Below are 26,881 nucleotides of genomic sequence, written 5' to 3' on the forward strand. Positions count from 1 at the left end.
CCCGATGAGAACCTTCGTTTCCGTACGATCGCTGGCGGCCCTGGCCGCGGGCGTGGCCCTGGCCGTCACCGGCGGCCTGCCCGCGTCGGCCGCGCCTGCCGAGGAGCCGACCATCGTGCTCAGGCTCGACGACGCGTTCGCGGCCAAGACGGCCGCCCAGCAGAACCCCGCCCTGCGCGGCTGCGCCGGGATTCCGGGCGGGTCCGCGCAGGGCGTCGACGGCTGGGTGTTCAACCAGCCCGTGCCGACCACCGCGAAGGCCGTCTACCTGATCAGCTACCAGAGCGCCGACCTGAGCGAGGCGTACCTGCTCGGCGTCAACGACGCCGGGGTCACCCGGCTCACCCCCGACGGCGAGCCGCCGGTGCCGGCCACCCCGCCGGCCGGGGTCGCGGGCGGGCTCATCGGGCCGAGCGGCGTCGGCGGCGTATGGCTGCAGACGCCGTCCGGCTGGCACCTGGTCGAGGGCCTGATGCGGACGTACGTCGCCGAAGCCGAGCGGACCACGTTCGACCTGGTGAAGGTGTGCCGGGTCGGTGAGGAGCAGCCCCCGGCCAGCCCGTCGGCGAGCGCGTCGCCACGGCCCGGTTCCGCGTCGCCGGTGCCGGGCACGGGCGGCGGCCTGCCGGTGACCGGCCCGCAGGTGTGGTTGCTCGGCGGTGTGGGAGCCGCCCTGGTCGTGGCCGGTGGTCTGCTGCTGCTGGTCCGCCGTCGCCGGGTGAACATGGACGATTCCCTCGCGTCCTGACCACTGCCGGATCCCCGCGGGCGCGCGCTCGCGGGGATCCGCGTGTTTGGGCGGCCGGACCGCGTTGCCCGATCTCCGACAACACTCTGATTGAACATTCAGCTTTCGGCCCTAGGCTCAAAGGATGCTGAGTCGCGCCGGAAAACTCGACCGCCTCCCGGACGCGCCACCCGCTGCCGCACCGGTGGAGGCCGAGCCCTCGCCGACGCCGCCGGCCCGGTGGCGGCTCGACCGGCGTGCGCTGGTCGCGGCCGGTGTCGCGACGGCGCTGGCGGTCACCGCGGTGGTCGCGTTCCGGTGGGGCGCCGCGGGATCCGACAGCCCCGCCGTCGTCACGCCGACACCGTCGCCGTCGGACGACGGGGTGCTCACCGTGGCCGAGGTCTACCAGGTCTTGCTCCCGTCGGTGGTGTCCATCCGGACCACCGGCGCGGGGCGCGACGCGGCGTCGGCGTCGGGCACCGGGGTGCTGGCCAACGCCGACGGCACCATCCTGACCGCGCTGCACGTGGTCAAGGGCGCGGCCGCGATCGAAATCACCTATGCCGACGGCAGCACGACCCCGGCGACCGTCGCGGCGTCCGACCCGGCCAAGGACATCGCCGCGCTGACCCCCAAAGACCTGCCCGCCGTACTGGTCCCGGCGGTGCTCGGCGGCACGCCCGGCATCGGCGAGCAGGTCGTCGCGATCGGCGACCAGCTCGGCCTGACCGGCTCGGCGACCACCGGCGTGGTGTCCGGCCTGGAGCGGTCGGTCACCGTCGCCGACGTGGGCAAACTCGGCGGCCTCATCCAGTTCGACGCCGCGGTCAACCCGGGCAGCTCCGGGGGGCCGCTGGTGAACATGCGCGGCGAGACCGTCGGCATCGTGGTCGCGCTGGCCAATCCGACCGACGCCGGCACCTTCATCGGCGTCGGGTTCGCCGTGCCGATCGTGACGGCCGCGGCCGCCGGCGGCCCACCGCCGCCCCTGTGACGTCCCCCGACCACACCCGCAACGACCCTCGATCCGAACAGGACGGTTCCATGAACACACCCGCTTCCGGCAACGGCCACCGGCAACCCTCCCGCCCGGGCGGGCCGTCGCCGGCCGCCGGCCAGAGCACCGTGGAACAGGTGCTCTACGAGGTCAAGAAGGTCATCGTCGGGCAGGATCTGCTGCTGGAGCGGCTGATGGTCGCGCTGCTGGCGCGCGGGCACATCCTCGTCGAGGGCGTGCCCGGCCTGGCCAAGACGCTGGCCGTGAAGTCGCTCGCGGAGGCCGTCGGCGGGCAGTTCCACCGGGTGCAGTTCACCCCCGACCTGGTCCCCGCCGACATCACCGGCACCCGCACCTACCACCAGCACAGCGGCGAGTTCCAGGTGTCGCTCGGGCCGGTGTTCACGAACCTGCTGCTCGCCGACGAGATCAACCGGGCGCCCGCGAAGGTGCAGAGCGCGCTGCTGGAGGTGATGCAGGAGCACCAGGTCACCATCGGCCGGGAGACGCACCACGTGCCGGAGCCGTTCCTGGTGCTGGCCACCCAGAACCCGATCGAGTCCGACGGCACCTATCCGCTGCCCGAGGCGCAGGTGGACCGGTTCATGATGAAGGTGCTGGTGGGCTACCCGACGGCCACCGAGGAGTTCGTGATCGTCGAGCGGGCGGTCAGCCCCGGCGCGGCGATCCAGCGCATCATCGACCCCGCGCAGCTGATCGAGTTGCAGCAGCAGGCCGACCGGGTCTACGTCGACCCGTCGCTGATCGAGTACGCGGTCCGCCTCACCGCCGCGACCCGCGATCCGGGCCTGGTCGGCCAGCCGCAACTGGCCCGCTACGTCACCTACGGCGCGAGCCCCCGCGCGTCGATCAACCTGGTGCTGGCCGGGCGGGCGCTGGCGTTCCTGCGCGGGCGGGAGTACGCGCTGCCCCAGGACCTCACCGACCTGGCCCTGGACGTGCTGCGCCACCGGCTGGTCATGTCGTACGAGGCGCTGGCCGACGAGGTGAGCGCGGACGCGGTGCTGGACCGGATCATGTCCGCCCTGCCCGTGCCGGAACTCGCCATGCAGGGCCGCTAGACATGACGCACGCATCCGACCGGTTGCTGCGTCGGCTGGAGTGGCAGGTGCTGCGCCGTCTCGACGGGCGGCTGCAGGGCGGGCACCGTACGGTGTGGCGCGGCGCCGGGCTCGACTTCAGCGACGTACGCGCGTACACGCCCGAGGACGACGTCCGGCACATCGACTGGAACGTCACCGCGCGCATGGACGAGCCGTTCGTGCGCCAGTACACCGAGGACCGCGACCTCACCGCGTGGCTGGTGCTGGACCGGTCCGCGTCGATGCGCGGCACCGGCCGCCAGGGCAAGGACGCGACACTCAACGAGCTGGCCGTGTGCCTGGCCCGGCTGCTGACCTACCGCGGCAACCGGGTCGGCGCGATCCTGTTCGACAACCGGCACCAGCGGGTGATCCCACCGCGCACCGGCCGCGACCAGGTGCTGCGGCTGACCCACGAACTCGACGCGCCCGCGCCGCGCACCGCGGCGGGGGCCACCACGGACCTGTCGGCGATGCTGCGGCTGGCCGCCGCCACCGCCCGGCGACGCAGCCTGGTGCTGGTGCTGTCGGACTTCATCGGCGACCCCGGCTGGGAGCGGGCGCTGGCGCTGCTGTCGCACCGGCACGAGGTCGTCGCCGTACGCATCGTCGATCCGGCCGAACTCGACCTGCCCGACCTCGGCATGATCTTCGTCGAGGACGCCGAGACCGGTGAGCAGCTGCTCGTCGACAGCGGTGACCCGCTGCTGCGCCGCAGGCTGGAGGCCGAGGTGCAGGCCCGGGAGAGCGGGCTGGCCGACACGATGAACCGGGCCGGCGTCATGGCCCATCGCGTCACCACCGACACCGACCTCGTCGACGCCCTGGTCGACATGGTGCGCAGGACGAGGCGGAGAGTCCGATGACCGTGCAGTATCCGTTCCTGATCGCCCTGGCCGTGGTCGGCACCGGTGCCGCGGTGCTGGCGTACCTGCGGCTGCAGCGGCGGCGCACCGCCGTGCTGCGCGGCGCGGGACTCGGCCTGACCGCCGCGGGCGGCCGGGGTGCGGTTCGCCGGCACCTGCCGTACGTGCTGTTCCTGGCCGCGCTGCCGATGCTGCTGGTCGGCCTGGCCCGCCCGCACGCGGAGCTGCCCGTGCCGCGGGTGTCGGGCACGGTGATGCTGGTGTTCGACGTGTCGAACAGCATGGCCGCCACCGACGTCGAACCGTCCCGCCTGGCCGCCGCGCAGTCCGCCGCGCAGGGTTTCGTCGACCAACAGCCGTCCACCGTGGACATCGGGGTGGTCATCTTCGGCCAGGGCGGCCTGCTGACGCAGACCCCGACCGACGACCGGGCCGCCGTCAAGAACGCCATCACCCGCCTGTCCACCAGCGGCAGCACCTCGCTGCGCCAGGCGATCCTGACCGCCCTGTCGGCGATCGTCGGCGAGCCCGTCGAGCTGCCGGCGGAGGAGGACGCCGCCCCGCCCGACCTCGGCTACTGGGGTTCGGCGACGATCATCGTGTTCTCCGACGGGCAGGAGACCGAGAGCCCCGAGCAGGCGCAGGCGGCCGCGGCGCTGGCCGGTGCGGCCGGGGTGCGCATCGAGACCGTCGGCATCGGCACCCCCGAGGGCGCCACCGTCGAGGTCGAAGGCTTCCAGGTCGCCACCGCGCTGGACGAGCAGCTGCTCACCGACCTCGCCGCGGTCACCGGCGGCACGTACCACCCGGCCCGTGACGCGGCCGCGCTCAACGACATCCACCGGTCCATCGACCTGCGCATCACCACCGAGCCCGAGCACATCGAGCTCACCGCGCTGTTCGCGGGCTCCGCGCTGCTGCTGCTGACCCTCGGCGGACTGCTGATGATCCGCTGGTACGGAAGGATCGTCTGATGTCGCTCGCCTGGCCGTGGGCGCTGGCCGCCCTGCTCGTGGTCCCGCTGCTGCTGCTCGCCCGCTGGTGGCTGAACCGCCGCCGGCGCAAGGTCGCCGTGCGGGTGTCCAGCATCGCGCTGATCCGGGCCGCGCTGCCCGGCCGGTCGCGCTGGCAGCGGCGCATCCCCGCGGCGCTGTTCGCGCTGGGCATGCTCGCGCTGGGGCTCGCCGTCGCCCGGCCGCAGGCGTCGCTGGCCGTGCCGCAGGACTCCACGTCGATCCTGCTGGCGATGGACGTGTCGCAGTCGATGTGCTCCACCGACGTGCCGCCGAACCGGCTGGCCGCGGCCCGGGACGCGGCGCGGGAGTTCGTGCTGGCCCAGGACGACGGGACGCGGATCGGGCTGGTCGCCTTCTCCGGCATCTCCGGCCTGCTGGTCGAGCCGACCGACGACAAGCAGGCGCTGCTCACCGCGATCGACAACCTGCGCACCTCCCGCGGCACCGCCATCGGCCAGGCCATCCTCACCTCCATCGACGCGATCGCCGAGATCAACCCGGCGGTCCCGCCGACCGGGGTGGAGCTCGGCTCACCGGACGCCCCCGCCCCCGGCTCGTACGTCGCCGACACGATCGTGGTGCTGACCGACGGCGCGAACACCCAGGGCGTCGACCCGGTCACCGCGGCGCAGGAGGCCAAGGCGCGCGGGCTGCGGGTGTACACCATCGGTTTCGGCACCACCGAGCCCGCGCCGCTGATCTGCAGCCCCGACCAGATGACCGCGGGCTCGGGCGCGCGACCGGAGTGGCGGGGCGGCGGTGGCGGCCGGCGCGCGCAGCTGATCGACGAGGAGACCCTCGGCGAGGTCGCGGAGCTGACCGGCGGGGAGTACTTCCGGGCGCAGGACGCCGAGCAGCTCGTGGACGTGCTCACGGACCTGCCCGGCACGATCGTCGTGCAGAAGCGGGACGTCGAGATGACGGTCTGGTTCGTGCTCGCCGGAGCACTGCTGGCGGGCACGGGTGTGGGGCTGTCGCTGCGCTGGAACCGCTCCTGAGCGGCCGAACCGCGTCCATCTGCCGCACACGGAACGACGGCCCCGACGATCATCCGCCGGGGCCGTCCGCTGTCCGCTGTGCCGGTCAGGCCGGCGGGAGGACCACGCTCCAGGCGATGGCGCGGGCCGAGGCGACCGTGCTCGTTGCCGTCACCGCGGCCCACGTACCTGCCGCCACGCCGCCGGTGTCGGCGGCGACCACCACGAGCCGGCCGCCGCCGCTGCCCGTGGTCGTGGTGCGGGAGGTGACCGTGGCGGGCACCGACCAGGTCGCGGTGTCGCTGACCTTCTGCACCCAGTAGCTGACCACAGTCGACCCGGCCGACATGACGGTGACCGCCGCCGTCGGGTGCGTGGTCTTGCTGGCGGTGTCCTCGAACGCGGCGGCGGTGACCGGGCCCGCGCCGGAGTACGCCATGACGACCAGGCTCGCCTTGGTGATCGCGTCGAACGTGGTGGTCACCGACGAGCCCGCCGTGCCGGCGACCGCGGTGCGGGTGAACAGCCACGACACCATGTCGGTGCCGTCGGTCTTCGTGCTCAGCAGCGTCCACCCGGCCGGGGTGGTGGCCGTCGCGCCCCGGTTGGCGGAGACGAACAGCAGCAGCGTGTCGCCGGTCTGCACCGCGGCGGGCACGGTAACGGCGGGCCGCATCACGTTGGCGTCGACGCCGGTGGCGGCCCGGTAGGTCACGGTGCCGCCGGTCGGCGGGGTGGTCGCGGTGACGGTCCGGGTGAGGGTGTCGGTGGCGCCGTCGTCGTCGGTGACGGTGAGGGTCACGGAGTAGGTGCCCGCGGCCGCGTACGTGTGCGACGGGTTCGGCCCGGTGCCGGTGCCGCCGTCGCCGAACGTCCACGCGTGCCCGGTCACGTCGCCGTCCGGGTCGGCCGAGCCGGTGCCGTCGAAAGTGCAGGCCAGCAGCGTGCACGAGGAGCCGAACGCGGCAACCGGGTCCTGGTTGGACGGCGGGTTGCCGCCGTCGGGGACCAGCACGACCGAGTACGCCTGGCCGCCGCCCCCGGCGACGGTGACGCCGGAGATGCCCGGCACCGTGATCGCGGTGGGACGGCTCGTCGTGGTCCCGTCGCCGAGCTGCCCGTCGGCGTTGTAGCCCCACGTCTTCACGGAGCCGTCGGCCATCGCGGCGATGCCGTGGTCGCGGCCCGACGCGATCGACACGGCAGAGGTCACCCCGGTCACCGACACCGGCCGGGTGCGGTTGGTGCTCGTGCCGTCGCCCAGCTCGTTGCGGTAGTTGCGGCCCCAGGACAGCACCTGGCCGTCGGAGCGCAGCGCGTACGAGTGGTGCGCGCCCGCGATGATGTCGGCGATACCGGACGCGAAGATCTGCACGGGCGTGGTCCGGTTGGTGAGCGTGCCGTCGCCGACCTGGCCGTACGCGTTCCAGCCCCACGCCCACAGCGAGCCGTCGGCCAGCCGGGCCAGCCCGTGGTCGCGCCCGCCGGCGAGCTTCTCGACGTTGGTGAGCGTGCCGACCCGCACCGGCGAGGTGCGCCGGGTGGTCGTGCCGTCGCCCAGCTCGCCGTTGGTGTTCTGGCCCCAGCCGTAGGCGAATCCGTTGGCCCGGATGGCGTAGCTCATGTCCCGCCCGGCGGCCAGCGATACGGCGTCGGTGAGGCCGGTGACCGCGACCGGCGAGAGCCGGTTGGTGGTCGAGCCGTCGCCGATCTGCCCGGTGGTGTTCAGGCCCCACGTGTAGACCGAGCCCGACGCGGTGCGCGCCATCGAGTGGTCGTGCCCGGACGCCACCTCGACGATGCCGGTCAGGCCGGGCAGCATCACCGGCGACAGGCGGGTGGTCGTGTTGCCCGTGCCGAGCTGGCCGAACGCGTTGCCGCCCCAGGTCCACACGCGACCGTTCGCGTCGAGCGCGACGACGTGGTCGCGGCCGCCCGCGATCTGCACGATGTCGGTCAGCCCCGGCACGGTGCCGGGGGTGCGGCGGGCCGTGGTGGTGCCGTTGCCGAGCTGCCCCAGCCCGTTGCCGCCCCAGGTCCAGGCGGTGTGCGTGACGTCGGCGGCCGCGGTGACGGCCGGCGTCGCGACCACCACCAGCAGGGTCGCCAGTGCCACGCCAATGTGCTTTACCGACACGCGCATCCGCGAACTCCCGACTCAGTGTGGTCTGCGCGAACCTAACGTCTGGGACAAGCCTCGCGGCAGGGCCGGTTCAGCCATTTCCGGGTCATGATTCCGACCGGCCGCACCGCCGAGCCGACCCCACGGACTGCCCGATCCGGCGAATCCGAAAGGACGTCGGCGGCACGCGGCCCAGGTGGCTGTCGGACGACGTGGATACGCTTGACCGATGATCGACCGGCAGCAGGTGTTGAACTTCCGGGTCCACGCCCAGCAGCTCGACCGGACGGCGGGCGCGCTCGCCGACACCGCCGTGCTCGATCTCGGTGTGCAGGACACCGGGCCCGACGGCGCGGCGTGGGCGCTGGCGATCCGCGGCGTCGACGTCGCCGCACTGTCCGAGCAGGACACGGTCATGCTGTGGACGGTCCGGGGCGCTCCGCACCTGTACCGCCGGGCCGACGTGGGCCGGATCGCGGCGGCGGTCGAGCCGTTCTCCGACGCCGACGCCGGCAAGCGCATCTACGACGCGTCCAAGCCGCTCAAAGCCGCCGGCATCGCGAACCTGGCCGCCCTCGACGAGGTGGCCGCCCGGATGCGCAAGATCGTGACCACGCCGACGGTCAAGGGCGACGTGTCGGGAGCCGTCGCGAAGCTCCTGCCGGAGCCCTACCTACGCTTCTGCCGCCCCTGCGACTCCATCCACCTGTACGAGATGCCGTTCCGGCTGGCCGCCCTGCGCGCCGGCCTGGAACTGGGCCCCGGCACCTCTCCCCCGGTCCTGCGGCGCATCACCGGCTTCCGCAAGGCCGCCGCGCCGGGCGAACAATTCGACGTGGTACGGGCGTACCTGCGGCTGCTCGGCCCGGCCACGCCGAAGCACGTCGCCGACTACCTCGACGCGCCGGTCAAGGACGTGCAGGCGCACTGGCCCAAGGACGTGGTCTCGGTCGAGATCGGCGGTGAGCGCCGCTGGCTGCTGGCCGCCGACGAGCCCGCTCTGGCCTCGGCCCCCGCTGAGGCGACCCGGCTGCTCGGTCCGTACGACCTGTTCCTGCAGGCCAAGGACCGGGCGACGCTGGTCGCCGACGAGGCCCGCGCCAAGCAGCTGTGGCCCGTGCTGGGCCGGCCGGGTGCGGTGCTGTCCGGCGGTGAGCTGGTCGGCGTCTGGCGTCCCCGCAAGTCGGGCAAGAAGTTCACGGTCGCCGTCGAGCCGTGGGGCACGATGCCCGCCCGGGTCCGGCAGGCGGTCACCGAGCAGGCCGAACGGCTCGCCGCGCACCGCCAGGTCGAACTCACCGGCGTCGAGTTCGCGAGCTGATCACGCCGACCAGCCCGCGGCCCCCGATGCCGCAGGTCGGGGCGCACGGATCACAGAGAGGCGTACGGGCAGGCGTCGACGCCGTAGGAGACCGGCTGCCACCAGCCCTGCTCCTCGCGGGCGCTCAACCGGTCGGCCTCGCGGGCAGCGAGCACCAGCTGGCGTGTCGTGCGCGGCACGGCGGCCAGGAACACCGCCCCGACGTGCCGGCAGAGCAAGGGGCCGTGCCCCAGGGTCCGCATCGGTTCGCCGGCGATGAAGGCCAGATCCTCCAGGCGCCAGCCCAGCGGCCCGCCGAGGTGCTGCATCTCGTTCAGCCCGCGCCAGCCGCCGCCCAGCATGGCGCGGATGGTGCTGTCCGACAGCCCGACGAACGGCAACTCCCGCAGGCCCAGGCCGCGGTTGCGCATGATCCCGTCCAGCACGGCCGGGAACGGCCCGGGATCGGCCGCGTCGCGGGGCGGGCGGGACTCGGGTGCCGCGCCCTCGTCCGGCATGCTCGACAGGAGTTCGCACAGGGCGGCGAGCTGCGGATGGCCGCAGAACGAAACCCGGTAGCCGAACTCGCGCAGGACCTCGAGGTCGCGCTGCGGCGGCAGCAGCCGTCCCGGGATCGGATGGCCGGCCAGCAGGAGCACGTCGGCCAGAGGCAGGCCGAGCTCGACCGCGACCGCCTCCAACCGAGGCGTGTCATGATCCCGGCCGTTCTCCAGCAGATCCCGCAGCGCCTGGGCCCGAGCCGAGCCGTTCGTCTGCTCCGCTTCCTGGATTTCCTCGTCCACGTCGGCCATTCTGGCGGCCCAGGCGCAATCCGCAATGGTCTGCCAGCACTGAGGAAGGCGCGGGGAGGAAAGACTGTCCGCCCTGCGGTTACATCTTTTTTGATGTGGCCACATCAAAAAAGATGTAACCGCAGACGGTGCTGGCTGTTGCCGCGGGGCGTGACAGAGAGTGAGGGCGATCAACCATTGCCGTTGATATGGTCGCCCACGTGGATGGCATGCCCCGTGTCGACCGGGCCGACTTCCGGGAGACCGACGACGAATCCACGCTGATCCTGTCCGCGGGCAGTCTGCACGTCGTGCTGATCCGCCTGCGCTACGGCGGCAGGTGGGGCGAGACGGACGAAGTCATCAACAGCGCCGGTGATGTGGCGACCGGGGCGGTGAGTTCGTGGACGCTCATCGGGCAGGTGCTGACGCTGGAGTTGGACCGGCGAGCTGCGGCGCGGCTGGGCTTCCCCCGCGACTACCGGGTGCGCCTCGACCTGACCCCCGAGGCGTTCTCGCTGGCGCGGGCCAGCCTGCTGGAGATCCTTTACGCGGAGTGCTTCGTGGTGGACACACCGGAGGGCCGCGTGACCAGCTGATCCACGCTCGCCCACCGGGCACGCCGTACATCTCACGTGCGCCGGTCGCCTCGCCTGCTCCAGGCACGCCCGGAACGGGTCCGTTCATCGCCTCGCAGGCCGGGCGGGAGCCATCGGGGCCAGGCCGAATGCCGTGACGGCGGCCGCGCCCCGGGCCGCGTCACCGCCGCCGGCCAGCACCAGGGTGCGGGCGGACTGGTAGCGGGAGCCGGCGGCGTCGAAGGCGTCCACGGTGGCGAGCAGCCGCTGCCGATCGCCGTCGAGCAGCGCCTGCGCCCGTTCCACGATCGCCTCGGCGACCGGGTTGCCGGCCACGACCGTCCGCGCCGCGGCCACTCGCTCTGCGGCGTCCGGGCTTCCGGCGAGCACCGAAGCTTCGGCGCGCAGGGCCACGTACCAGTGGTGCCAGATCCAGGTGACCCACTTCCACACGTCGGCGGGTTCGGGTGCCATGCGCCGCAGCGCCAGGTCGGGCTGGCCCTCGTGGAGCAGGCCGAGCGCGTCGAAGACCGCCCCGTAGCCGTAGGTGTGCTCCGGCGGGGTGCCGAGCTGCCGCAGGATCGCGTTCCAGTCGCGCCGGGCCTCGTGGTCGTCGCGAAGGCCGTGGACCATCGCGACGGCGGCCACGGCGGGGCCGAGCACGGACCGGGCGGGGCTTCCGGCGCGCTGCCAGGCCTCCAGGAAGCGCTCGCTGACCGCGCGCACCTCGTCGACGTCGCCCGCCAGCGCGTCGACGACGAGCAGCCAGCTCGTGGCCCGGTGCCCGACTTCGGCCAGCAGCGGATGCTCGGCCAGCCGCCGGCCCCAGCGCCGCGCCGCGGGCAGGTCGCCCGCGCCGAGCGCGGCCTCGGTGGCCATGCCGAGGGCGTCGAGCAGTTCGTGGGTCGCGGCGGGGGTGTCCGGTAGCGGTGACAGCAGCGAGACCCTGCGCCGGGCGGTGGCCGCGGCGGCGAACGCGTCACCGGCCCAGCTCTGCGCGCCGGTGAGCGCGTCGAGGGCGGCGGACTCGGCGAGCGGGTCGCCGGTGCGGGCGGCGAGTTCGACGGCCAGTTCGGTACGCGCGGTCGTGTCGTCCACGGCGTTGTCGGCCGGGCCCTGGGCCGCGCCGAACGCGTCGGCGAGCACCCCGGCCTCGGCCAGCGCCACGGCGGCCTGGGCGGCCGGGTCGTCGCCGGCCAGGTCACGGGCCTGGGCGACGAGGCCGATGGTCTCCTCGTGCGGCGGGAGCTGCTCGAACTTGCTCCAGAACCGGTGCGCGTTGGTCGCGGCGGTGGCCAGGTCACGGGCTGCCCCCGCGGTGTCCCCGGCCTGGCGGGCGGCGTCGGCGGCGGCACGGTGCAGGCGGTACATGTCCTCCCCGCGCATGCGGCAGCCGGCCACCGCGGCGGCGGCGCGCAGCAGCTCCGCGGCCGTGGCGGGGTCGTCGGCGAGCGCGGCAGCCTGCTCGTAGCGCAGCTGCGACTCGCCGACGTAGGTCCGGGTGAAGCACAGCTCGGCCATATGCCGGGCGAGGTGGTGCACGTCCGTACGCTGCTCCGGCCGGTCGGCGGCCCAGGCCAGCGCGGCGCGCAGGTCGTCGGCGGTGGCGTCGAACCGGGCCCGCAGGTCGGTGCGCGCCGCGGCCATGTCGGCGGCCTGGGCCAGGCACCAACGCAGGTGCCGGGCGCGGGCGTCGTCGAGTTCACCGGCCTCGGCGAGCCGCTCGATGCCGTACTGGCGGATGGTCTCCAGCGCCCGGTACTCGGTGCGGTTCGCCGTCGCGGTGACCGCGAGCAGGCTCTGCTCGGCCAGCCGGGCCAGCCCGTCGGCGACGACCGGCGGATCGAGGTCGGCCACCCGCGCCGCCGCGTCGACGGTGAACGGGGCGACGAACACGGCCATCCGGCGCAGCAGTGCCTGGTCGGCCGGGTCGAGCAGGGCGTGGCTCCAGTCCAGGGCGGCCCGTACGGAACGGTGCCGCTCGTCGGTCCGGGAACCGCCGGACAGCAGCCGCAACTGGTCGGACAGTCCCGCCGTGAGGCCGTCGAGTCCGAGTGTGGGCCAGCGGGCGGCGGCCAGCTCGATCGCCAGCGCCACCCCGTCCAGCCGCTCGCAGACCGACGCGATGTGCTCGCGGAGCACGGTGTCGGGCGGCCAGCGCAGCTCGCTGACCCGGTCGAGGAACAGCGCGACCGCGTCGGATTCGCCGTCGCCGGCCAGCGACATCGGCGGGACCTGGTACACCCGCTCGAACGGCACCATCAGCCGGGCGCGGCTGGTGGTCAGCACGGTCAGCCGGGGGCAGGCGGCGAGCAGCCGCTCCAGGAACGGCGCGACGCCGTCGCGGACGTGTTCGCAGTTGTCGAGCACCAGCAGGGCCTGCCGGTCGGCGAGCGCGGCGTACACGGACTCGTCCATGGCACGGCCGGGCTGCTCGCCGAGGCCGAGGGCGGTGGCGACCGCGCCCGCGACGGCACCCGCGCCCGGGTCGGTGACGGGGACCAGGTCGACGAACCACACGCCGTCGGCGAACTCGCCGGCCACGTCGGCGGCCACCGCCAGCGCGAGCCGGGTCTTGCCGACGCCGCCAGGGCCGAGCGCGGTCACCTGCCGCTGCGTCTTGAGCAGGCCGGCCAGGTCGGCGCGTTCCTGCGCGCGGCCGACGAACGAGGTCAGCGGCGTCGGCAGGACCGGAGTCGGTTGGGCCCGGTCGGCGGCGCGGGTCAGCTCGGACGCCCGGTGGGCCAGCGCCCGCCGGTCCGGGGCCTCGACCTTGCGCAGCAGCGAGGACACGTGGCTCTCCACGGTCCGCACCGAGATGAACAGCCGCGCCCCGATCTCGGCGTTGCTGAGGTGCTCGCCCAGCAGCGCCAGCACTTCGGACTCCCGGGCCGAGATGTCCACCGTCGTCGCCGTCATGGAGCCCATTCTGGCGCACCGCTGCGTGGCGCGATTCCGAGGTGCTTTCCGTGGTCGGCACCGATGCCCTCGCGGCGCGTCGCGACGACGCTGCGAGCAGGCACACGGGAACTCGGAAACGGAGCACGAGATGAAGCAACTGCGAAACGGCGCGCGGTCCTGGATCGGCTCCGTCGGGCGGCTGGGCAGGCATCCGGCACTGCGCTGGATCCTGCCCGCGCAGCTGGTCTCGGCCCTCGGCGACGGCATGAGCATGGTCGCGGTGGCGTGGCTCGCGGTGCAGATCGCCCCGGACGGGCAGGCCGGTGTCTGGACCGGGATGGCGGTCGCGGCGTATGCGCTACCGGCCCCGCTCGGCGCGGCCCTGCTCGCCCCGCTGATGCGGCGGCTGCGGGCCGCGCAGCTGGTCGCGGCGGACGCCTCGGTGCGCGCGGTGACGCTGGGCGCGGTCGCGGCGCTGGCGGTGACCGGCCTGCTGGAACCGGTCGTGTTCGTCGCGCTGCTGGCGGTGTCGTCGCTGCTGCACGCCTGGGGCAGCGCCGGGGTGTACACGCTGGTCGCGGAGCTGCTTCCGGAGGACGACCAGGTCACCGGTAACGCGCTGCTGTCGACGTTCGCGCAGTCGGCGTTCGTCGTCGGCCCGGGGCTGGCCGGCGGCCTGACGGCGCTGACGGGGCCGGGCTGGGTGATCGGCGTGGACGCGGTGAGTTTCGCCGTGCTGGCGGTCGCCGCGTGGACGCTCGCCGCGCGGCAGGCGACCACGGCCGCCGGCACTGCGGACCTGCCAGACGCACCGGAGACCAGCAGCTGGAGCGCCATCCTCGACCGGCCGCGCCTGCTCGGGCTGCTCGCCGTCACCTGCGTGTTCTTCTTCCTGTACGGCCCGGTCGAGGTCGCCCTGCCGGTGCACGTCGCGCACGGCCTGCACGGCTCACCCGGCCTGCTCGGCCTGTACTGGACCGTGTTCGGGATCGGGGCCACGGCCGGCTCGCTCGCCACGGTGCTGCTGCGCCACCTTCCGCCCTGGCGGGTCGTGGTCGCCGTCATCGTCGGCTGGGGCGCCGCCCTGCTGCCGCTCGGGTTGACCGACGCCGTCGTGCCCGGGCTGGTCGGGTTCGCTTTCGGTGGCCTGATCTACGGCCCGTTCACCGCGATCTCCACCGCCCTGTTCCAGCGCGGCACTCCGCCGCAGGTGCTCAGCCGTGTGCTCGCCGCCCGGTCCGCGCTGACCACCCCCGCCACGGGGCTGGGCACGCTGCTCGGCGGGCCGGTCGTCACGGCGCTCGGCGGCCGGACCACCCTGCTGATCTCCGCGCTGCTCACGATCGCGCTGGGCCTGGCCGTCGCGGCCGCGCTGCGGTTCGGCCGGCGCGGGGCGGCCGCCGCACCGGCCCCGGTCCGGGCCGTGGCGCAGGGCGTTCCACTGGCCGCCGTCGGGGCAGCGTCGTTGCAGGGGTCCTAACCGCTGCGCACTGGCGTTCCGTGCTCGGTTCCGTGGTCGCCACGGATGCCCGCATCCCTCGAAGACGACAAGCTTTGACCAGTTCCCACCGGCAGACAGCCCACCGAACGGGCCGAGACGGCCCACGACCATAGGAGTGATCATGACCGCCTCTTCCACCTACGGCGTCCAGACCGTGCTGCACCCCGTGTCCGACCTCGCCGCCGCGAAGGCCGTGTACGGCGCCCTGCTCGGCGTGCCGCCGCAGACCGACTCGGCTTACTACGTCGGTTTCGACGCCGCCGGCCAGCAGATCGGCCTCGTGCCCGCGGGCGGACCGTACGGCCTGACCTCGCCGGTGACGTACTGGCACGTGCCGGACATCGAGGCGAAGCTCGCCGAGGTCACCGCCGCGGGTGCGACCGTGCGGCAGCCCGCGCAGGACGTCGGCGGCGGCCGTCTCGTGGCCACCGTCACCGACCCCGACGGCAACGTGCTCGGCCTGATCCAGGACCGGTGACCCGCGCACCGCGACCTCGCCGACAGGGCGGCCCGAATCGGCCGGGCCGCCCTGGCCTTGTCCTAGCGGTCCGCCGGCACGCACACCTTGGCGAAGAAGGCGCGGATGTCGGCCGCGTGCGCCGCGGGCTGCTCCATCGCCACGAAGTGGTTGCCGGGGTTGCCCTGCGGCCAGTGCACGATGGTGTTGTCGCGTTCGGCGAGCCGCCGCATCAGCGCCGAACCGCCGCCGTACACCCCCGACGGCACCTCCCGCTGACCCTGCGGCCAGGCGAACCCGCCGTCGTCGGCCAGGGTCAGCAGGTCGTACATCGGCCACGACGACGACCCTGAGGTGCCGGTGAACCAGTAGAGGCTCACGTTGGTGAGCAGCTGGTCCCGGTCGATGACCTGGTCCGGGGTGTCGGCCATGAACGCGAACTCCTTGAACTTCTGTGTCAGCCAGGCCAGCAGCCCGACCGGGGAGTCGTGCCAGGCGTACGCGAAGGTCTGCGGCGCGGCCCGCAGCAGCGCGTGATGATCCACGCCGCCGCTCATCCACTGCTGCATCTGCGCCCACTCGGCACGTTCGGCCTCGCTCATCCCCGGCACGTCGGCCGCGGTGGGGAACCCGAAGCCGCCGTCGATGTGCACGCCGACCACGTGCTCCGGCGCGACCTTCGCCACCGCCGGGGCCACGTATGCGCCCAGGTCGCCGCCCTGCGTGCCGTAGCGGTCGTAACCGAGGCGGCGCATGAGCTCGGCCCACATCCGGGCGAGGCGGCCGACCGTGAAACCGCTCTGCTGCGGTGCCTGGGAGAACCCGAACCCGGGCACCGACGGCACCACCACGTGGAAGGCCTGCGCGGGGTCCGCGCCAAACGCCCGCGGGTCGGTCAGCGGCCCGATCAGCTCGGTGAACTCGACGATCGAGTTCGGCCAGCCGTGCGTCAGGATCAGCGGCAGCGCGTCCGGCTCCGGCGAGCGCACGTGCAGGAAATGCACGTCCAGGCCGTCGATCTCGGTGATGAACTGCGGGAACTCGTTCAACCGCGCCTCGTGCGCACGCCAGTCGTAGCCGCTCGCCCAGTACTCGGCCAGCTCCCGCAGGTAGTCCAGGGGCACGCCGCGGCTCCAGCCGTCCCCGGGCGTCTGCCGGGGCCAGCGGGTCCGGGCCAGCCGGTCGCGCAGGTCGTCTAGGTCGGCTTGGGGAACGTCGATCCGAAAAGGCGTCATGGCAGACACGCTATGACCGATGTAGGTCAGGTTCTGTCACACATGACCGGCATTCTTGACTCCATGTCCGACACCCCCGCACGGCTGCTGACGTTGCTGTCGCTGCTGCAGACCCCGCGCGAATGGCCCGGCAGCGAACTGGCCGCCCGGCTGGAGGTCAGCGTGCGCACCATCCGGCGCGACGTGGACCGGCTGCGCGACCTCGGCTACCCGGTGCGGGCGACGATGGGCGCGGTGGGCGGTTACCGCCTCGTCGCCGGCAAGGCGATGCCGCCGCTGCTGCTCGACGACGACGAGGCGGTGGCGATCACCGTCGGCCTGCGCACCGCGGCTGTGCACGCGGTGACCGGGATCGACGAGGCCTCCGTGCGCGCGCTGGCCAAACTGGAACAGGTGCTGCCGTCGCGGCTGCGGCACCGGGTCGGCGTGCTCGGCCGGGCCACCATGCCGATGACCGGCTGGGACGGCCCGACGGTCGACCCGGAGCACCTGACCGCGCTGGCCGCGGCGGTCGGCGACCGGGAACGGCTGCGCTTCGGCTACCGGCGGCGCGACGGCACGGACAGCGAGCGGCTGGTCGAGCCGCATCAGCTGGTGTCCGCGGGCCGCCGCTGGTATCTGGTCGCCTACGACGCCGACCGCGCCGACTGGCGCATGTTCCGGGTGGACCGGATCAGCGCGTTGCGGCCGACCGGGCAGCGCTGCGCGCCGCGAGCCCTGCCGGCCGCCGACGCCGCCGCATACGTGACGGGCAAACTGACCGAGCTCGCGCCGGTGTACCGGGCGGTGGCGACCCTGCATGCGCCGCTGGAGCAGGTGGCCGGACGGATCGGCGACTCCCCCGCCGACCTGGTGCCGATCGACACGACCAGTTGCCGGCTGACCAGCCATACTGAGCCGCTGGAGTGGCTGGCCTGGCGGCTGCTGATGCTCGGCTGCGAGATCGAGGTGCACGAGCCACCGGAGCTGCTCACCTACCTGCGCGAGATCGCCGGGCGGGCCGCCCGCGCGGCCGAGGCCCACGGGTAGCCTGCTGCGGGTGATGCTGCCGCTGCCGCCCGGGGAGTTCCGGGCCTACCTGTTCGATTGCGACGGCACCGTCGCCGACTCGATGCCGCTGCACTACCGTGCCTGGTCGCAGGCGGTCGGCGAGTGGGGCTGCGACTTCCCGGAGGACCTGTTCTACGCGTGGGGCGGCCGCACGGTGCCCGACATCATCGCCGACCTGAACGCCACCCGTGGCCTGGCGATGCCGGTGGCCGAGGTCGACGAGCGCCGCGAGGGCCTGTACCAGCAGCTGCTGCCGCAGCTGACCGCGGTGCCGGAGGTACTGGCGCACATCGAGGACGCCTATGGGCGGATCCCGTTCGCGGTGGTCTCCGGGGGCGCCCGCGCGTCGGTGAGCGCGTCGCTGACCACGCTGGGCCTGCTGGACCGCTTCGACCTGATGGTGTGTGCGGAGGACTACACCCGGGCCAAGCCGGACCCGGAGGCGTTCCTGCTGGCCGCTGCGGGGCTCGGGGTCGCACCGGAGCACTGCGTGGTGTTCGAGGACACCGACCTGGGCGTGGCCGCGGCGACCGCGGCGGGCATGGCGTGGGTACGCGTGCCGCCGCCCCGGCAGCGCGCGACCGCCTGACCCAGGCGGCGAAAAGCCGGGGTGCGCAGGTTCGCGCACCCCGGCTTCAGTTCACTGCGATCAGGGCTGCTGCCCGGCGGTGCCGGGCTTCTGCACGACCACGGCGGAGCCGACCACGGTGACACCCGGCACGGTCGAGGCGGTCATCTCAGTGGTGAGAGCGCCGAAACCGGTCTGGATGCCGCGGACGTTGATCGTGTACGACACCGAGCCGCCCGGGGCGGGGTCGGTGCTGGTGACGACCAGGTCCTCGGTCGGCAGGGTGCCGACGGGGAGCTGCTCGCCGCCGGTGCCGTCAGCGCTCTCCGCGCCCACGATGTACGCCTGACCACCCGGGTCGGCGGGCAGCGCGGCCGCGTCGTACGCGTACGAGATGTCCTGCGTGCCGTTGACGCCGATCCAGATCTGGAAGTGGCGGTTGGAGTTGGTGCCCCACACGTCCACCTGCCACTCGATGACCAGCCAGGTGCTGACGCCGTCGGTCAGCGTCGCGACCCGCAGGCCCTCGTCGTTGGTGCCGTCGAGGTCGGTCCAGAACGGTGCCAGCACGTTGTTCGGGCGGGCGGTGTCCGGGATCTGGGTCAGGGCGCAGCAGTTGTTGTCCTCGCTGGTGGCGCCGCCGACGACGGCGTAACCGTTGGAGAGGATGCCGATCGACGTGTACGTGATGCCGTTGTACACGTAGGGCGGCACGTTGTAGTTGATGACGGACTCGTCACCGAGCGGGTCCGGCGTGATGCCGAACGCCGCCAGCGGGATGTAGCCCGCCGGTCCCGCACCCGGGGCGATCGACGGCACGCCCGGCTTGGCGCCGGTCAGCGCGACGTTGTTCTTGGTGACCTGCCACGGCGTGTCCAGGGTGGCACCGGTGACGCCGGTGGCCTTGAGCTTGCCGTTGAGCACCGTCTTGAGGTCGACGTCGGCGTCGGCGAACGCGTTGTTGGTCGCGGTCACCGTGCAGGTGGTGTTGCCCGACAGCGGGATCGAGCCCGCGGCGCAGGTGCTGGTCAGGCTGACGTTGCCCTGCTGCGGCACGAAGGCCACCGGCAGGTGCAGGGTCGGCATGCCGGCCCGGGTCGCGTCCAGGTCGATCTGGCCGAAGTACTGCCCGGTGGGCGCGTTCGACTCGATGGTGACCTTCAGCTTCACGGACTTGCCCGGGTTCAGCGTGAACGTCGCCGGCGCCACGGTGATCTTGCTCCCGGCCGGAGCCGACGTGGTGACCTTGTAGGTCTGCGCCTTGTTGCTCACGTTGGTCGCGGTGCGATACGTCGAGACCCGGCCCGGCAGGGTCGGCACGTTGATCGACGGCAGGTTCAGGTGCACCGCCGCGAGCGGGTCGTTGCCCAGCGCGAACATGCGCTCGGCGGTCTCGTCGAAGGTGATGCCCGGGTTGGACGCCTTCGTCAGGTCCAGGCGGCCCGAACCGTGGTCGAACGGGTCGGCCGGGGTGACCGTGTCCTCCTTGACGACCGACGTCTTCGCCGTGGTCATCATGGCGGACTTGATCTGGCCGGGCGTCCACGTCGGGTGCGCGGCCTTGAGCAGCACGGCCGCGCCCGCGATGTGCGGGGCGGACATGGACGTGCCGGCGATGGCCTGGAAGTACTCGCCCGCCGGGCCGCCCTCGACGGCGTCCGGGGTGGGCGTGTTGCCCGCCAGGATCTGCACGCCCGGGGCGGTGATGTCGGGCTTGATGCCCAGCCCGCCCGGGCCGCGCGACGAGAACGCCGCCATCACGTCGGCCTGGCCGTTCTGCTTCTGCCCGGCCGTGAACGACGCGGTGATGCCGGCCGGGTGGGCCGCCACGAACGCGTTGAACTGCGTGCCGTCGGCCAGGTGCACCGTCGGCAGGTAGTGGTTGTCGGTCTCGATGTCGGCCAGTGCGGCGTTGAACAGGATCATGCCTGCCGCGCCGCCCGCCTTGACGTGGTAGCCCTTCTCCACACGCGCGTTGACGCCGCGCTGGCACGCCACGATCTTCCCGGCGACCGAGGCGGGGGCGTCGGCCTGGCACAGCGGGTCGCCGTACGACGACGCCATCACCACGGGCAGCTCGGCGACACCGGCGGTGATCGACGCGCCGTGCAGCACCACGGTGTCCGCACCCGACTTGAGGGTCAGGGTGGACACGAACTCACGGACCTGGGTCGACGCCGCGACCGTGGTGACCCACGGCGACACGTGGTCGGTGGTCGCCGAGCCGGGGCCCGAGTTGCCGGCCGAGGCCGACACGAACACGCCCGCCGCGTACGCGTCGAGGAACGTGAGCTCCACGGCGTCGGTGAACGGGTTGCTGCCGCCCGAGATCGAGTAGTTGATCACCGACACGCCGTCGAGGATCGCCTGCTGCGCGGCGGCGGCCAGGTCGGAGCTGTAGCCGCCCTGCGGGCCGAGGGCCTTGTACACCGACACCCACGCACCCGGGGCGACGCCGTTCAGAGGACCGCGCTCGACGCCGAACACCGTCGCCGAGGTGAGCTTGTTGCCGGCCGCGGTGGACGCGGTGTGCGTGCCGTGGCCGCCGCTGTCGCGCGCCGACGGGTACATGTCGTCGCCGGTCTGCGCGTCGTAGGTGTCCAGGAACTTGGCACCGCCGATGAGCTTCTTGTTGCAGACGAAGACGTCGGTGGCGGGGGTCAGCGGGTTGTCGCCGAAGTCGCACTCGCGCGGCGTGCCGTCGGCCTTGGCCGGCGGGGTGCCGAGGTTGCCCTGGTCGGCGAAGGACGGGTGCTCCGGCCACGCACCGGTGTCGATGACACCGATGATGATGCCCTTGCCCGCGTTGGCGGTGCCGCCCAGACCCGGGTAGAGCGAGGTCGCGCCGATGAACGGGGCGCTGGCGTCGGTGAGCGTCTTGCGCAGCTCGTCCTTCTGCACCGCGGACACGCCCGGGATCTTCAGCACGTCGGCGATCTTGTTGGCGGGAACGACCGCCGCGACACCGCCGTACACGGTGCGCAGCCGCTGCCCGGCCTTGGCGCCCTTGACGTTGCCGAGGGCCTTGACGAACGCGTCCTCACGCTGGGCGAGGTAGCCCTCGTAACGCTTCTCCGCGGCGTTGCCCGACAGCTTCTTGCCGGTGACGCGCGGGCTGGTCGCGGCGTAGCCGTCGATGCCGCCGGCGTAGGTCGCCACGGCGTCGACGTCGAGCTTCACCAGCACCGGCACCAGGGCGGTGTCGGTGCGGCCGAGCAGCGACGGGTCGGTCTGCGCGAGGCGGCTGCTGGGGGTCTTGTCCGCCGTGATGTGCGACGTCGCCGTCACCTTGTTCGCCTTGAAGGGCGAGGGCTGCGGAGCCGCCATTCCGGGAGTGGTCCACGTCGCGCCAGTCAGCGGCACGACGAGAACCCCCACGAACGCAGCTCGTAGCCACCTGGGTGTTCTCATCCGGACACCTTTCTAGGGCCTGAGCGGAGGTGGCGGCGCACGGAGCCGCAGAGCGGTCCGGAACAGGAGAGCGCCGCTAGGGGGAATGCGAAGGGATCGTTGCACAAGAAGGCAATCCGGCACCAGAGTCTCAACGGTCAGAACGTCGTCAATCAGTGTCCGAACAGGATCCAAACGATGCGCACAAGAAGCCGAACCGATGACATCGACGCAGGTCGCAGCCGCGCGGATGGCGCAATCAACCGACGCGGTGCGAACCCGGCCGTTTCACCGACGCATTTCGATCCGGGTGGGCGAGGCCGCGAAGCGACGCGGACGCCCTTCGCTCTTTCCGGACATTCTTTGTATGGCCGGTCAACGCGAACCGTCGGCGGGAGCCTTTCCGGCGGCAAGGTGGCTCAGCACCCGGTGGAAGACGGCCCAGTCCCGCGCGCCGACCTCGCCGCGCCAGCGGTTCTCGGTCTCGGCGAGGATCTCCAGGATGCGCGCCTGCAGGCGCAGGCCCTTGGCGGTGGGGCGGACGATGCGGGCGCGCCGGTCGGCGGGATCCGGGTCGACGTGCAGGAAACCGGCCTGCTGCATGGTGGCGACGAACTCGCCGAGGGACTGCTTGGTCATGCCGACGCGGGCGGCGAGTTCGGTGGGGCGCAGCCCTTCGGCGGGGGTCATCGAGAGCAGTCGCAGATGCGAGCCGCGCAGGTGGTGCGGTTCATCGGCGACCTCGGCCTCCATGCCCCGCCGGCCGGCGGTCAGCGCCTGCCCCAGCAGGTCGAACACGTGCGGGGGATCGCCGTTGACCGAACTCATCAGGCTACCTTACTATCTCCCCAGGTCGTCAGGTAGCCTTACTATCCCGGAGCCGGTGATGGAACTGTCCGCAACGGAAGTGGCCGAGGTCGCCAAGCTCGTGCTCGGCACGGACACCGACCCCGGCCCCTGGCACGTCGAGCCGATCGCCTACCAGTCCGGCTCCCCCGCCACCGGTGGCCTGGCCCGCGTACGCGGCGCGGGCGACGGCCGCCCGTGGAGCGTCTTCGTCAAACTGGTGCACCACCCGCGGCACTGGCCGCTGCTGCACCTGGTGCCCGAGCAGTTCCGGGACGAGCTGTGCCGGACCCTGCCGTGGCGGCAGGAGCTGGCGATGTGGAAGCAGCCGTTCGCCGGACACCTGCCGGAGGGGCTGCGCGTCCCCGTCCTGTACCGGATCACCGAACTGGACGACGAGCGTCTGCTGCTGTGGATGGAGGACGTCGACGCCATCGCCGATGCCGAGTGGACCCTCGACCACTACCGGCGCGCCGCCACGGCGCTCGGCGGGCTCGCCGCCCTGCGCAGCACCCCGGAGCTGCTCGCCGGCGCGGGCGAACCGGGGTGGGCGCTGCGGATGCTGGTCGGCAACCGGGTCATGCGCGGCTCGGTCCCCGCCCTCGACGAGGACGGGATCTGGGCCCATCCCCTGGTCGTGTCCACGGTCGACGCCCGCTTGCGCGACGATCTGCGCCGCATCGCCGCGGCCGTGCCCGAGATCCTGGACCGGCTCGACGCGCTGCCGCAGGCGCTGGCGCACGGCGACGCGAGCCCCCAGAACCTGCTGGTCCCGCGCGGCGAACCGGACGTGTTCGTGGCCATCGACGTCGCGTTCCAGTGCCCGCTGGCGATCGGCTTCGACCTCGGCCAGCTGCTGGTCGGCCTGGCTCATGCCGGACATGTGGACGCTGCCGCACTGCCGGCGATCCACGACATGATCGTGCCGGCCTACCTCGAGGGCATGCGCACCAACGGCGTCGACCCCGACCCGGACGCGGTCACTTACGGTTACGTCGGGGGCCTGGCCGCCCGCGCCGCCCTCACCTCGCTGCCGTACGAGACGCTGGGCGCGCCGCCGACCGAGCAGCTCACCACTGTGTGGCGGCAACGGACCGCACTGACCCGCTTCCTCGCCGACCTCACCCTCAACCTGCTCGAGCCTGCCGTCGCCAAGGGCTGACCGACAACACCGAGCACCGGGTCACTTCACAGCGGGCGGCCCCCAGCCGCGACCGGGCTCACCCGGGCAAGCGGCGCGAGCATCCGACCGGCCGCAGGCGCAGGCGCACCGTGCTGATCACAGCCAGCCCCGCCGACCCGCTTCCAGGCCGGCCTGGAAGCGGCTGCGCGCGCCGAGGCGATCCATGAGGTCTGCGGCCATCCGACGTACGGTGCGCAGCGACACGCCGAGCTTGCGGGCTGCCATCTCGTCGGTCTGCCCATCGGCCAGCAGCTGGATCAGCTGCTTCGACTGCGAGTCGAGGCCGTTGGCGTCGGTGGGGGCGGCTTGCCCGAAAGCCACCGCGCCGGCCCAGATCTGCTCGAACAACGCGTGGACGGCGGCTACCACCCCCGGACTGCGGACCTCGACCGCGCCGAGCCTGCTATTGCCGGGGTCGAGAGGCAGCATGGCGATCTCGCGGTCGTAGATGATGGCGAGCATCGGGACGGTGGACGTCGTTCGCAGGCCGCCACCCAGACCCGTCAACCAGCGGGCATAGGTGACCAGGGCAGGATCGTTGCGGTAGCTCTCCTGGTAGATGCACCGCAGCCGCACCCCGCGCTCGATCATCTGCTGGTTCAGGGGAGTGCTGGCGGCCTTGGCGTCGGCAGTCTGCGCGCTGCGCGGGTTGAGTGACAGGCACTCGCTGCGCACGACGCGCGAAAGCTCGGCGATACGTGCGCGGACGGCATCGACACCCTCGTGGCGCACCGCGTTGTCGCGCTCGGCATGCCTCGCCTGTTCGAGCGCGATCGCCGCAACCGCCTCGCGGGTAGCGGCGATCTGCCGCTGGCGTTCCAGCATCTCGGACTCGGCTCGAGCGAGCAGGGCGTTGAGGCCGACCGACGGGCCGACGGCGCGCACACCTGCACCGCTCTGTTCGTCGGCCAGCAGGGAGAGGTCGGCGAGCTGGTCCAGTGCCTGACGTACCTGCTTCTCGGTGGATTCGAGGCGCTCCGCGAGCTGCTCGACACCCAACGTGTGGTCGGCGAGCATCGCCCGGTACACGGACTCGGCGAATGCACTGATTCCCAGCGGCGCGAGCATCTCATTACCCCCGTAACTTGCTCGCCCGAAGTATCGATCATGACTTGGGAAGGCGCAAGGCATGTCCGATTAGCACCCGATACGGCATTCCGGCTGTTTGCAGTGAATGGTTCGACGTACAGGCTTTGAGCTGCCGAAACATGCCACATTCGACTGCCCGCTGCTGGCACCAAAGTGCAGGGCACGTTGGTGCCAGTGCGTTTCCGATGACTTCGCGAATTCGCTCGGACATTCTTGTTCCAGCGAGCCGAAGGGGTTCGGAAAGTGATGGAAACGGGGAAACGGAAATGAAGCGTACAACGAGCGCGGCCGTGATCGCGATAATCCTCTCTCTGTCTGGAATGTTCCTCGCCCAGAGTCCGGCCGCCGCTGCCGCTTCGACCGCCGTTTCCACGAACGGCGGCAATGAATGGGGGTGACATGCACCTCGTCAAGATCAACCTGCGGGGCGACCACCAGGCACGACTGGCGAGCAGCGAACCGATCCTGACCGACCTGATCTGGGCTCACGCCGGACAGGACGGAGGAGTCGAGCACATCAGAGTTCGAATCCGACCCGAAGCAATGGCGATCGCCCTCTTCATTCGAGTAGCCGATGAAAGCCGCGCACACGACGCGGCAATCGAATTGATCAAGCGCGTACTGGATGCCCCCGCAATGCAGGGCTGGCAACTTATCTGACTCTTTCGTAAAGGCAAGGCGGTGTCCTCCGGGCCCCGTCGCGATGACTCACACCCTTCATCAGAACGGAAACCACGATGCGTACCCACACCCCCACGTACCGCAGGCTGGCCAGCGGCATGCTCGGCCTCGCCCTCGCTGCCGGGCTCGGCGCGAGTGTCGGCCTCGCCGTCGACCTGTCGGCCACGCCCACGGCCGCCCATGCAGCATCGGTCAAGGGCGGATCGATCACCCGGGCGGAGGTCATCGAGCGTGCCGAGTACTGGCTGGACCGCGCCGGCAGCATCTCCTACAACCAGAGTGGCTCCTATCCGGACCCGCAGGGAGACAACTACCGGACCGACTGCTCGGGCTACATCGCCATGGCCCTGCACATGAGCACCCAGCCGAGCACCGGCGGGTTCGCGAGCCACCCGGATGTCATCGCCATCTCCCGCTCGGAGCTGAAGCCGGGCGACTTCCTGATCACCAGTGGACACGGCATCCTCTTCGGCGGCTGGGAGAGCGCCAGCACCTTCTCCTACTACGCCTTCGGCTCGACGCCGGTCGATTTCAACCCCGGCCACTCCTTCTCCGACGCGACCCTGGACGGGCACGCCACCAGTGGTTACCAGGCCTATCGGTACACGAAGATCATCGACAGCCCGCGGATCGCGGACTTCGACGGTGATGGCAAGACCGACCAGGCGGTGCTCCGGCCGTCGACCAACACCTGGAACATCATGAAGAGCGGCAGCGGCGGCTCCGCGACGACCTGGGGTCAGAGCGGCGACGTCCTGACCCCCGGCGACTACGACGGCGACGGCAAGACCGACGTCGCGATCTGGCGGCCCTCCACCGGCAACTGGTCCATCATCCGCAGCGGCAACGGCACCAACTACGCAGTCACCTGGGGCCAGTCCGGTGACGTGGCAACGCCCGGCGACTACGACGGCGACGGCAAGACCGACGTCGCGATCTGGCGGCCCTCGACCGGCAACTGGTCCATCATCCGCAGCGGCAACGGCACCAACTACGCAGTCAACCTCGGTGTCAGCGGGGACAAGCCCGTGGTCGGCGACTTCGACGGCGACGGCAAGACCGACCAGGCCGTGTTCCACCCGGCGAACGGCACCTGGAGCATCCGCAAGAGCAGCACCGGCACCGTCACGAACACGACCTGGGGCCAGAGCGGCGACGTCCTGACCCCCGGCGACTACGACGGCGACGGCAAGACCGACGTCGCGATCTGGCGGCCCTCCACCGGCAACTGGTCCATCATCCGCAGCGGCAACGGCACCAACTACGTCGTCACCTGGGGCCAGTCCGGTGACGTGGCAACGCCCGGCGACTACGACGGCGACGGCAAGACCGACGTCGCGATCTGGCGGCCCTCGACCGGCAACTGGTCCATCATCCGCAGCGGCAACGGCACCAACTACGTCGTCAACTACGGCCTGAGCACCGACGTGCCGGTGTTCGGCGGGGTGAGCACGAACTGACCGGCTGCAGGTGAGCGGTGAGGGGCACGGCGTCCAGCGC

22 protein-coding genes are annotated in these 26,881 nt (G+C 72.3%); 15 read left to right on the forward strand and 7 right to left on the reverse strand.

Features of this window, described 5'->3' with window-relative positions:
- Nucleotides 1–4: 4 nt before the first annotated feature.
- From AB0B66_RS20425 to AB0B66_RS20450, 6 genes are all read left to right on the forward strand, one after another.
- Nucleotides 5–748, forward strand: coding sequence for a hypothetical protein (locus AB0B66_RS20425; protein WP_360531799.1), 744 nt, complete (start codon nucleotides 5–7; stop codon nucleotides 746–748).
- 124 nt (nucleotides 749–872) lie between these two features.
- The gene (locus tag AB0B66_RS20430; RefSeq protein WP_360531802.1) at nucleotides 873–1,724 is read left to right on the forward strand and encodes a trypsin-like peptidase domain-containing protein; all 852 of its coding nucleotides are present in this window, start codon (nucleotides 873–875) and stop codon (nucleotides 1,722–1,724) included.
- A gap of 50 nt (nucleotides 1,725–1,774) precedes the next feature.
- The gene (locus tag AB0B66_RS20435; RefSeq protein ID WP_360531805.1) at nucleotides 1,775–2,809 is read left to right on the forward strand and encodes a MoxR family ATPase; all 1,035 of its coding nucleotides are present in this window, start codon (nucleotides 1,775–1,777) and stop codon (nucleotides 2,807–2,809) included.
- A 2-nt stretch (nucleotides 2,810–2,811) separates the two neighbouring features.
- On the forward strand, nucleotides 2,812–3,696 hold the full coding sequence (locus AB0B66_RS20440) for a DUF58 domain-containing protein (RefSeq protein ID WP_360531808.1): 885 nt from the start codon (nucleotides 2,812–2,814) through the stop codon (nucleotides 3,694–3,696).
- Entirely contained in the window at nucleotides 3,693–4,670 is a 978-nt protein-coding gene (locus AB0B66_RS20445) for a VWA domain-containing protein (RefSeq protein WP_360531811.1), read from the forward strand. Before AB0B66_RS20440 ends, AB0B66_RS20445 begins: the two co-directional genes overlap by 4 nt.
- The gene (locus AB0B66_RS20450) at nucleotides 4,670–5,710 is read left to right on the forward strand and encodes a VWA domain-containing protein (protein WP_360531814.1); all 1,041 of its coding nucleotides are present in this window, start codon (nucleotides 4,670–4,672) and stop codon (nucleotides 5,708–5,710) included. The genes AB0B66_RS20445 and AB0B66_RS20450 overlap by 1 nt, the downstream gene beginning before the upstream one ends.
- Before the next feature lie 85 nt (nucleotides 5,711–5,795).
- Here AB0B66_RS20450 and AB0B66_RS20455 read toward each other — a convergent pair whose 3' ends face one another.
- Nucleotides 5,796–7,805, reverse strand: coding sequence for a PKD domain-containing protein (locus AB0B66_RS20455; RefSeq protein ID WP_360531817.1), 2,010 nt, complete (start codon nucleotides 7,803–7,805; stop codon nucleotides 5,796–5,798).
- Nucleotides 7,806–8,040: 235 nt separating this feature from the next.
- Between AB0B66_RS20455 and AB0B66_RS20460 the strand changes: the two genes are divergently transcribed.
- Entirely contained in the window at nucleotides 8,041–9,132 is a 1,092-nt protein-coding gene (locus tag AB0B66_RS20460; protein WP_360531820.1) for a winged helix DNA-binding domain-containing protein, read from the forward strand.
- A gap of 50 nt (nucleotides 9,133–9,182) precedes the next feature.
- Here the strand turns inward: AB0B66_RS20460 and AB0B66_RS20465 are convergent, their stop codons facing one another.
- Complete coding sequence (locus AB0B66_RS20465; protein ID WP_360531823.1) at nucleotides 9,183–9,914, reverse strand: hypothetical protein; 732 nt, start codon at nucleotides 9,912–9,914, stop codon at nucleotides 9,183–9,185.
- Nucleotides 9,915–10,132: 218 nt separating this feature from the next.
- Here AB0B66_RS20465 and AB0B66_RS20470 point away from each other — a divergent pair, with 218 nt between their 5' ends.
- Nucleotides 10,133–10,501 carry a hypothetical protein gene (locus tag AB0B66_RS20470; protein ID WP_360531903.1) on the forward strand — a complete coding sequence of 123 codons (369 nt, stop codon included), beginning with the start codon at nucleotides 10,133–10,135 and terminating at the stop codon, nucleotides 10,499–10,501.
- 84 nt (nucleotides 10,502–10,585) lie between these two features.
- On the opposite strand, the gene AB0B66_RS20475 is transcribed toward AB0B66_RS20470, so the two are convergent.
- Complete coding sequence (locus tag AB0B66_RS20475; protein ID WP_360531826.1) at nucleotides 10,586–13,399, reverse strand: LuxR C-terminal-related transcriptional regulator; 2,814 nt, start codon at nucleotides 13,397–13,399, stop codon at nucleotides 10,586–10,588.
- 130 nt (nucleotides 13,400–13,529) lie between these two features.
- Here AB0B66_RS20475 and AB0B66_RS20480 point away from each other — a divergent pair, with 130 nt between their 5' ends.
- Together AB0B66_RS20480 and AB0B66_RS20485 are read left to right on the forward strand one after the other, a co-directional pair.
- The gene (locus tag AB0B66_RS20480) at nucleotides 13,530–14,861 is read left to right on the forward strand and encodes an MFS transporter (protein ID WP_360531829.1); all 1,332 of its coding nucleotides are present in this window, start codon (nucleotides 13,530–13,532) and stop codon (nucleotides 14,859–14,861) included.
- A 142-nt stretch (nucleotides 14,862–15,003) separates the two neighbouring features.
- The gene (locus tag AB0B66_RS20485; protein ID WP_360531832.1) at nucleotides 15,004–15,360 is read left to right on the forward strand and encodes a VOC family protein; all 357 of its coding nucleotides are present in this window, start codon (nucleotides 15,004–15,006) and stop codon (nucleotides 15,358–15,360) included.
- Nucleotides 15,361–15,422: 62 nt separating this feature from the next.
- On the opposite strand, the gene AB0B66_RS20490 is transcribed toward AB0B66_RS20485, so the two are convergent.
- On the reverse strand, nucleotides 15,423–16,574 hold the full coding sequence (locus AB0B66_RS20490) for an epoxide hydrolase (RefSeq protein WP_360531835.1): 1,152 nt from the start codon (nucleotides 16,572–16,574) through the stop codon (nucleotides 15,423–15,425).
- Nucleotides 16,575–16,637: 63 nt separating this feature from the next.
- On the opposite strand from AB0B66_RS20490, the gene AB0B66_RS20495 reads away from it, so the two are divergent.
- Both AB0B66_RS20495 and AB0B66_RS20500 read left to right on the forward strand, forming a co-directional pair.
- Nucleotides 16,638–17,603 (forward strand): YafY family protein, encoded by a 966-nt coding sequence (locus AB0B66_RS20495; protein ID WP_360531838.1) that lies wholly within the window; start codon nucleotides 16,638–16,640, stop codon nucleotides 17,601–17,603.
- Nucleotides 17,604–17,616: 13 nt separating this feature from the next.
- Nucleotides 17,617–18,213, forward strand: coding sequence for an HAD family phosphatase (locus AB0B66_RS20500; RefSeq protein ID WP_360531906.1), 597 nt, complete (start codon nucleotides 17,617–17,619; stop codon nucleotides 18,211–18,213).
- 60 nt (nucleotides 18,214–18,273) lie between these two features.
- On the opposite strand, the gene AB0B66_RS20505 is transcribed toward AB0B66_RS20500, so the two are convergent.
- Together AB0B66_RS20505 and AB0B66_RS20510 are read right to left on the reverse strand one after the other, a co-directional pair.
- Nucleotides 18,274–21,603: a S8 family serine peptidase gene (locus AB0B66_RS20505; protein WP_360531841.1), complete on the reverse strand. Its 3,330-nt coding sequence runs from the start codon at nucleotides 21,601–21,603 to the stop codon at nucleotides 18,274–18,276.
- A gap of 354 nt (nucleotides 21,604–21,957) precedes the next feature.
- Nucleotides 21,958–22,410: a MarR family transcriptional regulator gene (locus tag AB0B66_RS20510; protein WP_360531844.1), complete on the reverse strand. Its 453-nt coding sequence runs from the start codon at nucleotides 22,408–22,410 to the stop codon at nucleotides 21,958–21,960.
- A gap of 58 nt (nucleotides 22,411–22,468) precedes the next feature.
- Here AB0B66_RS20510 and AB0B66_RS20515 point away from each other — a divergent pair, with 58 nt between their 5' ends.
- A complete protein-coding gene (locus AB0B66_RS20515; protein WP_360531847.1) occupies nucleotides 22,469–23,590 on the forward strand; it encodes a hypothetical protein in 1,122 nt (373 codons plus the stop codon).
- Between the two features lie 117 nt (nucleotides 23,591–23,707).
- Here the strand turns inward: AB0B66_RS20515 and AB0B66_RS20520 are convergent, their stop codons facing one another.
- Complete coding sequence (locus AB0B66_RS20520) at nucleotides 23,708–24,679, reverse strand: helix-turn-helix transcriptional regulator (protein WP_360531850.1); 972 nt, start codon at nucleotides 24,677–24,679, stop codon at nucleotides 23,708–23,710.
- Nucleotides 24,680–25,099: 420 nt separating this feature from the next.
- Here AB0B66_RS20520 and AB0B66_RS20525 point away from each other — a divergent pair, with 420 nt between their 5' ends.
- Complete coding sequence (locus AB0B66_RS20525; protein ID WP_360531853.1) at nucleotides 25,100–25,360, forward strand: hypothetical protein; 261 nt, start codon at nucleotides 25,100–25,102, stop codon at nucleotides 25,358–25,360.
- Between the two features lie 77 nt (nucleotides 25,361–25,437).
- Nucleotides 25,438–26,841: a VCBS repeat-containing protein gene (locus tag AB0B66_RS20530; protein ID WP_360531855.1), complete on the forward strand. Its 1,404-nt coding sequence runs from the start codon at nucleotides 25,438–25,440 to the stop codon at nucleotides 26,839–26,841.
- Nucleotides 26,842–26,881 lie beyond the last annotated feature (40 nt).

The sequence above is a fragment of the Catellatospora sp. NPDC049111 genome, from assembly GCF_040648615.1.
Taxonomy (GTDB): domain Bacteria; phylum Actinomycetota; class Actinomycetes; order Mycobacteriales; family Micromonosporaceae; genus Catellatospora; species Catellatospora aurea.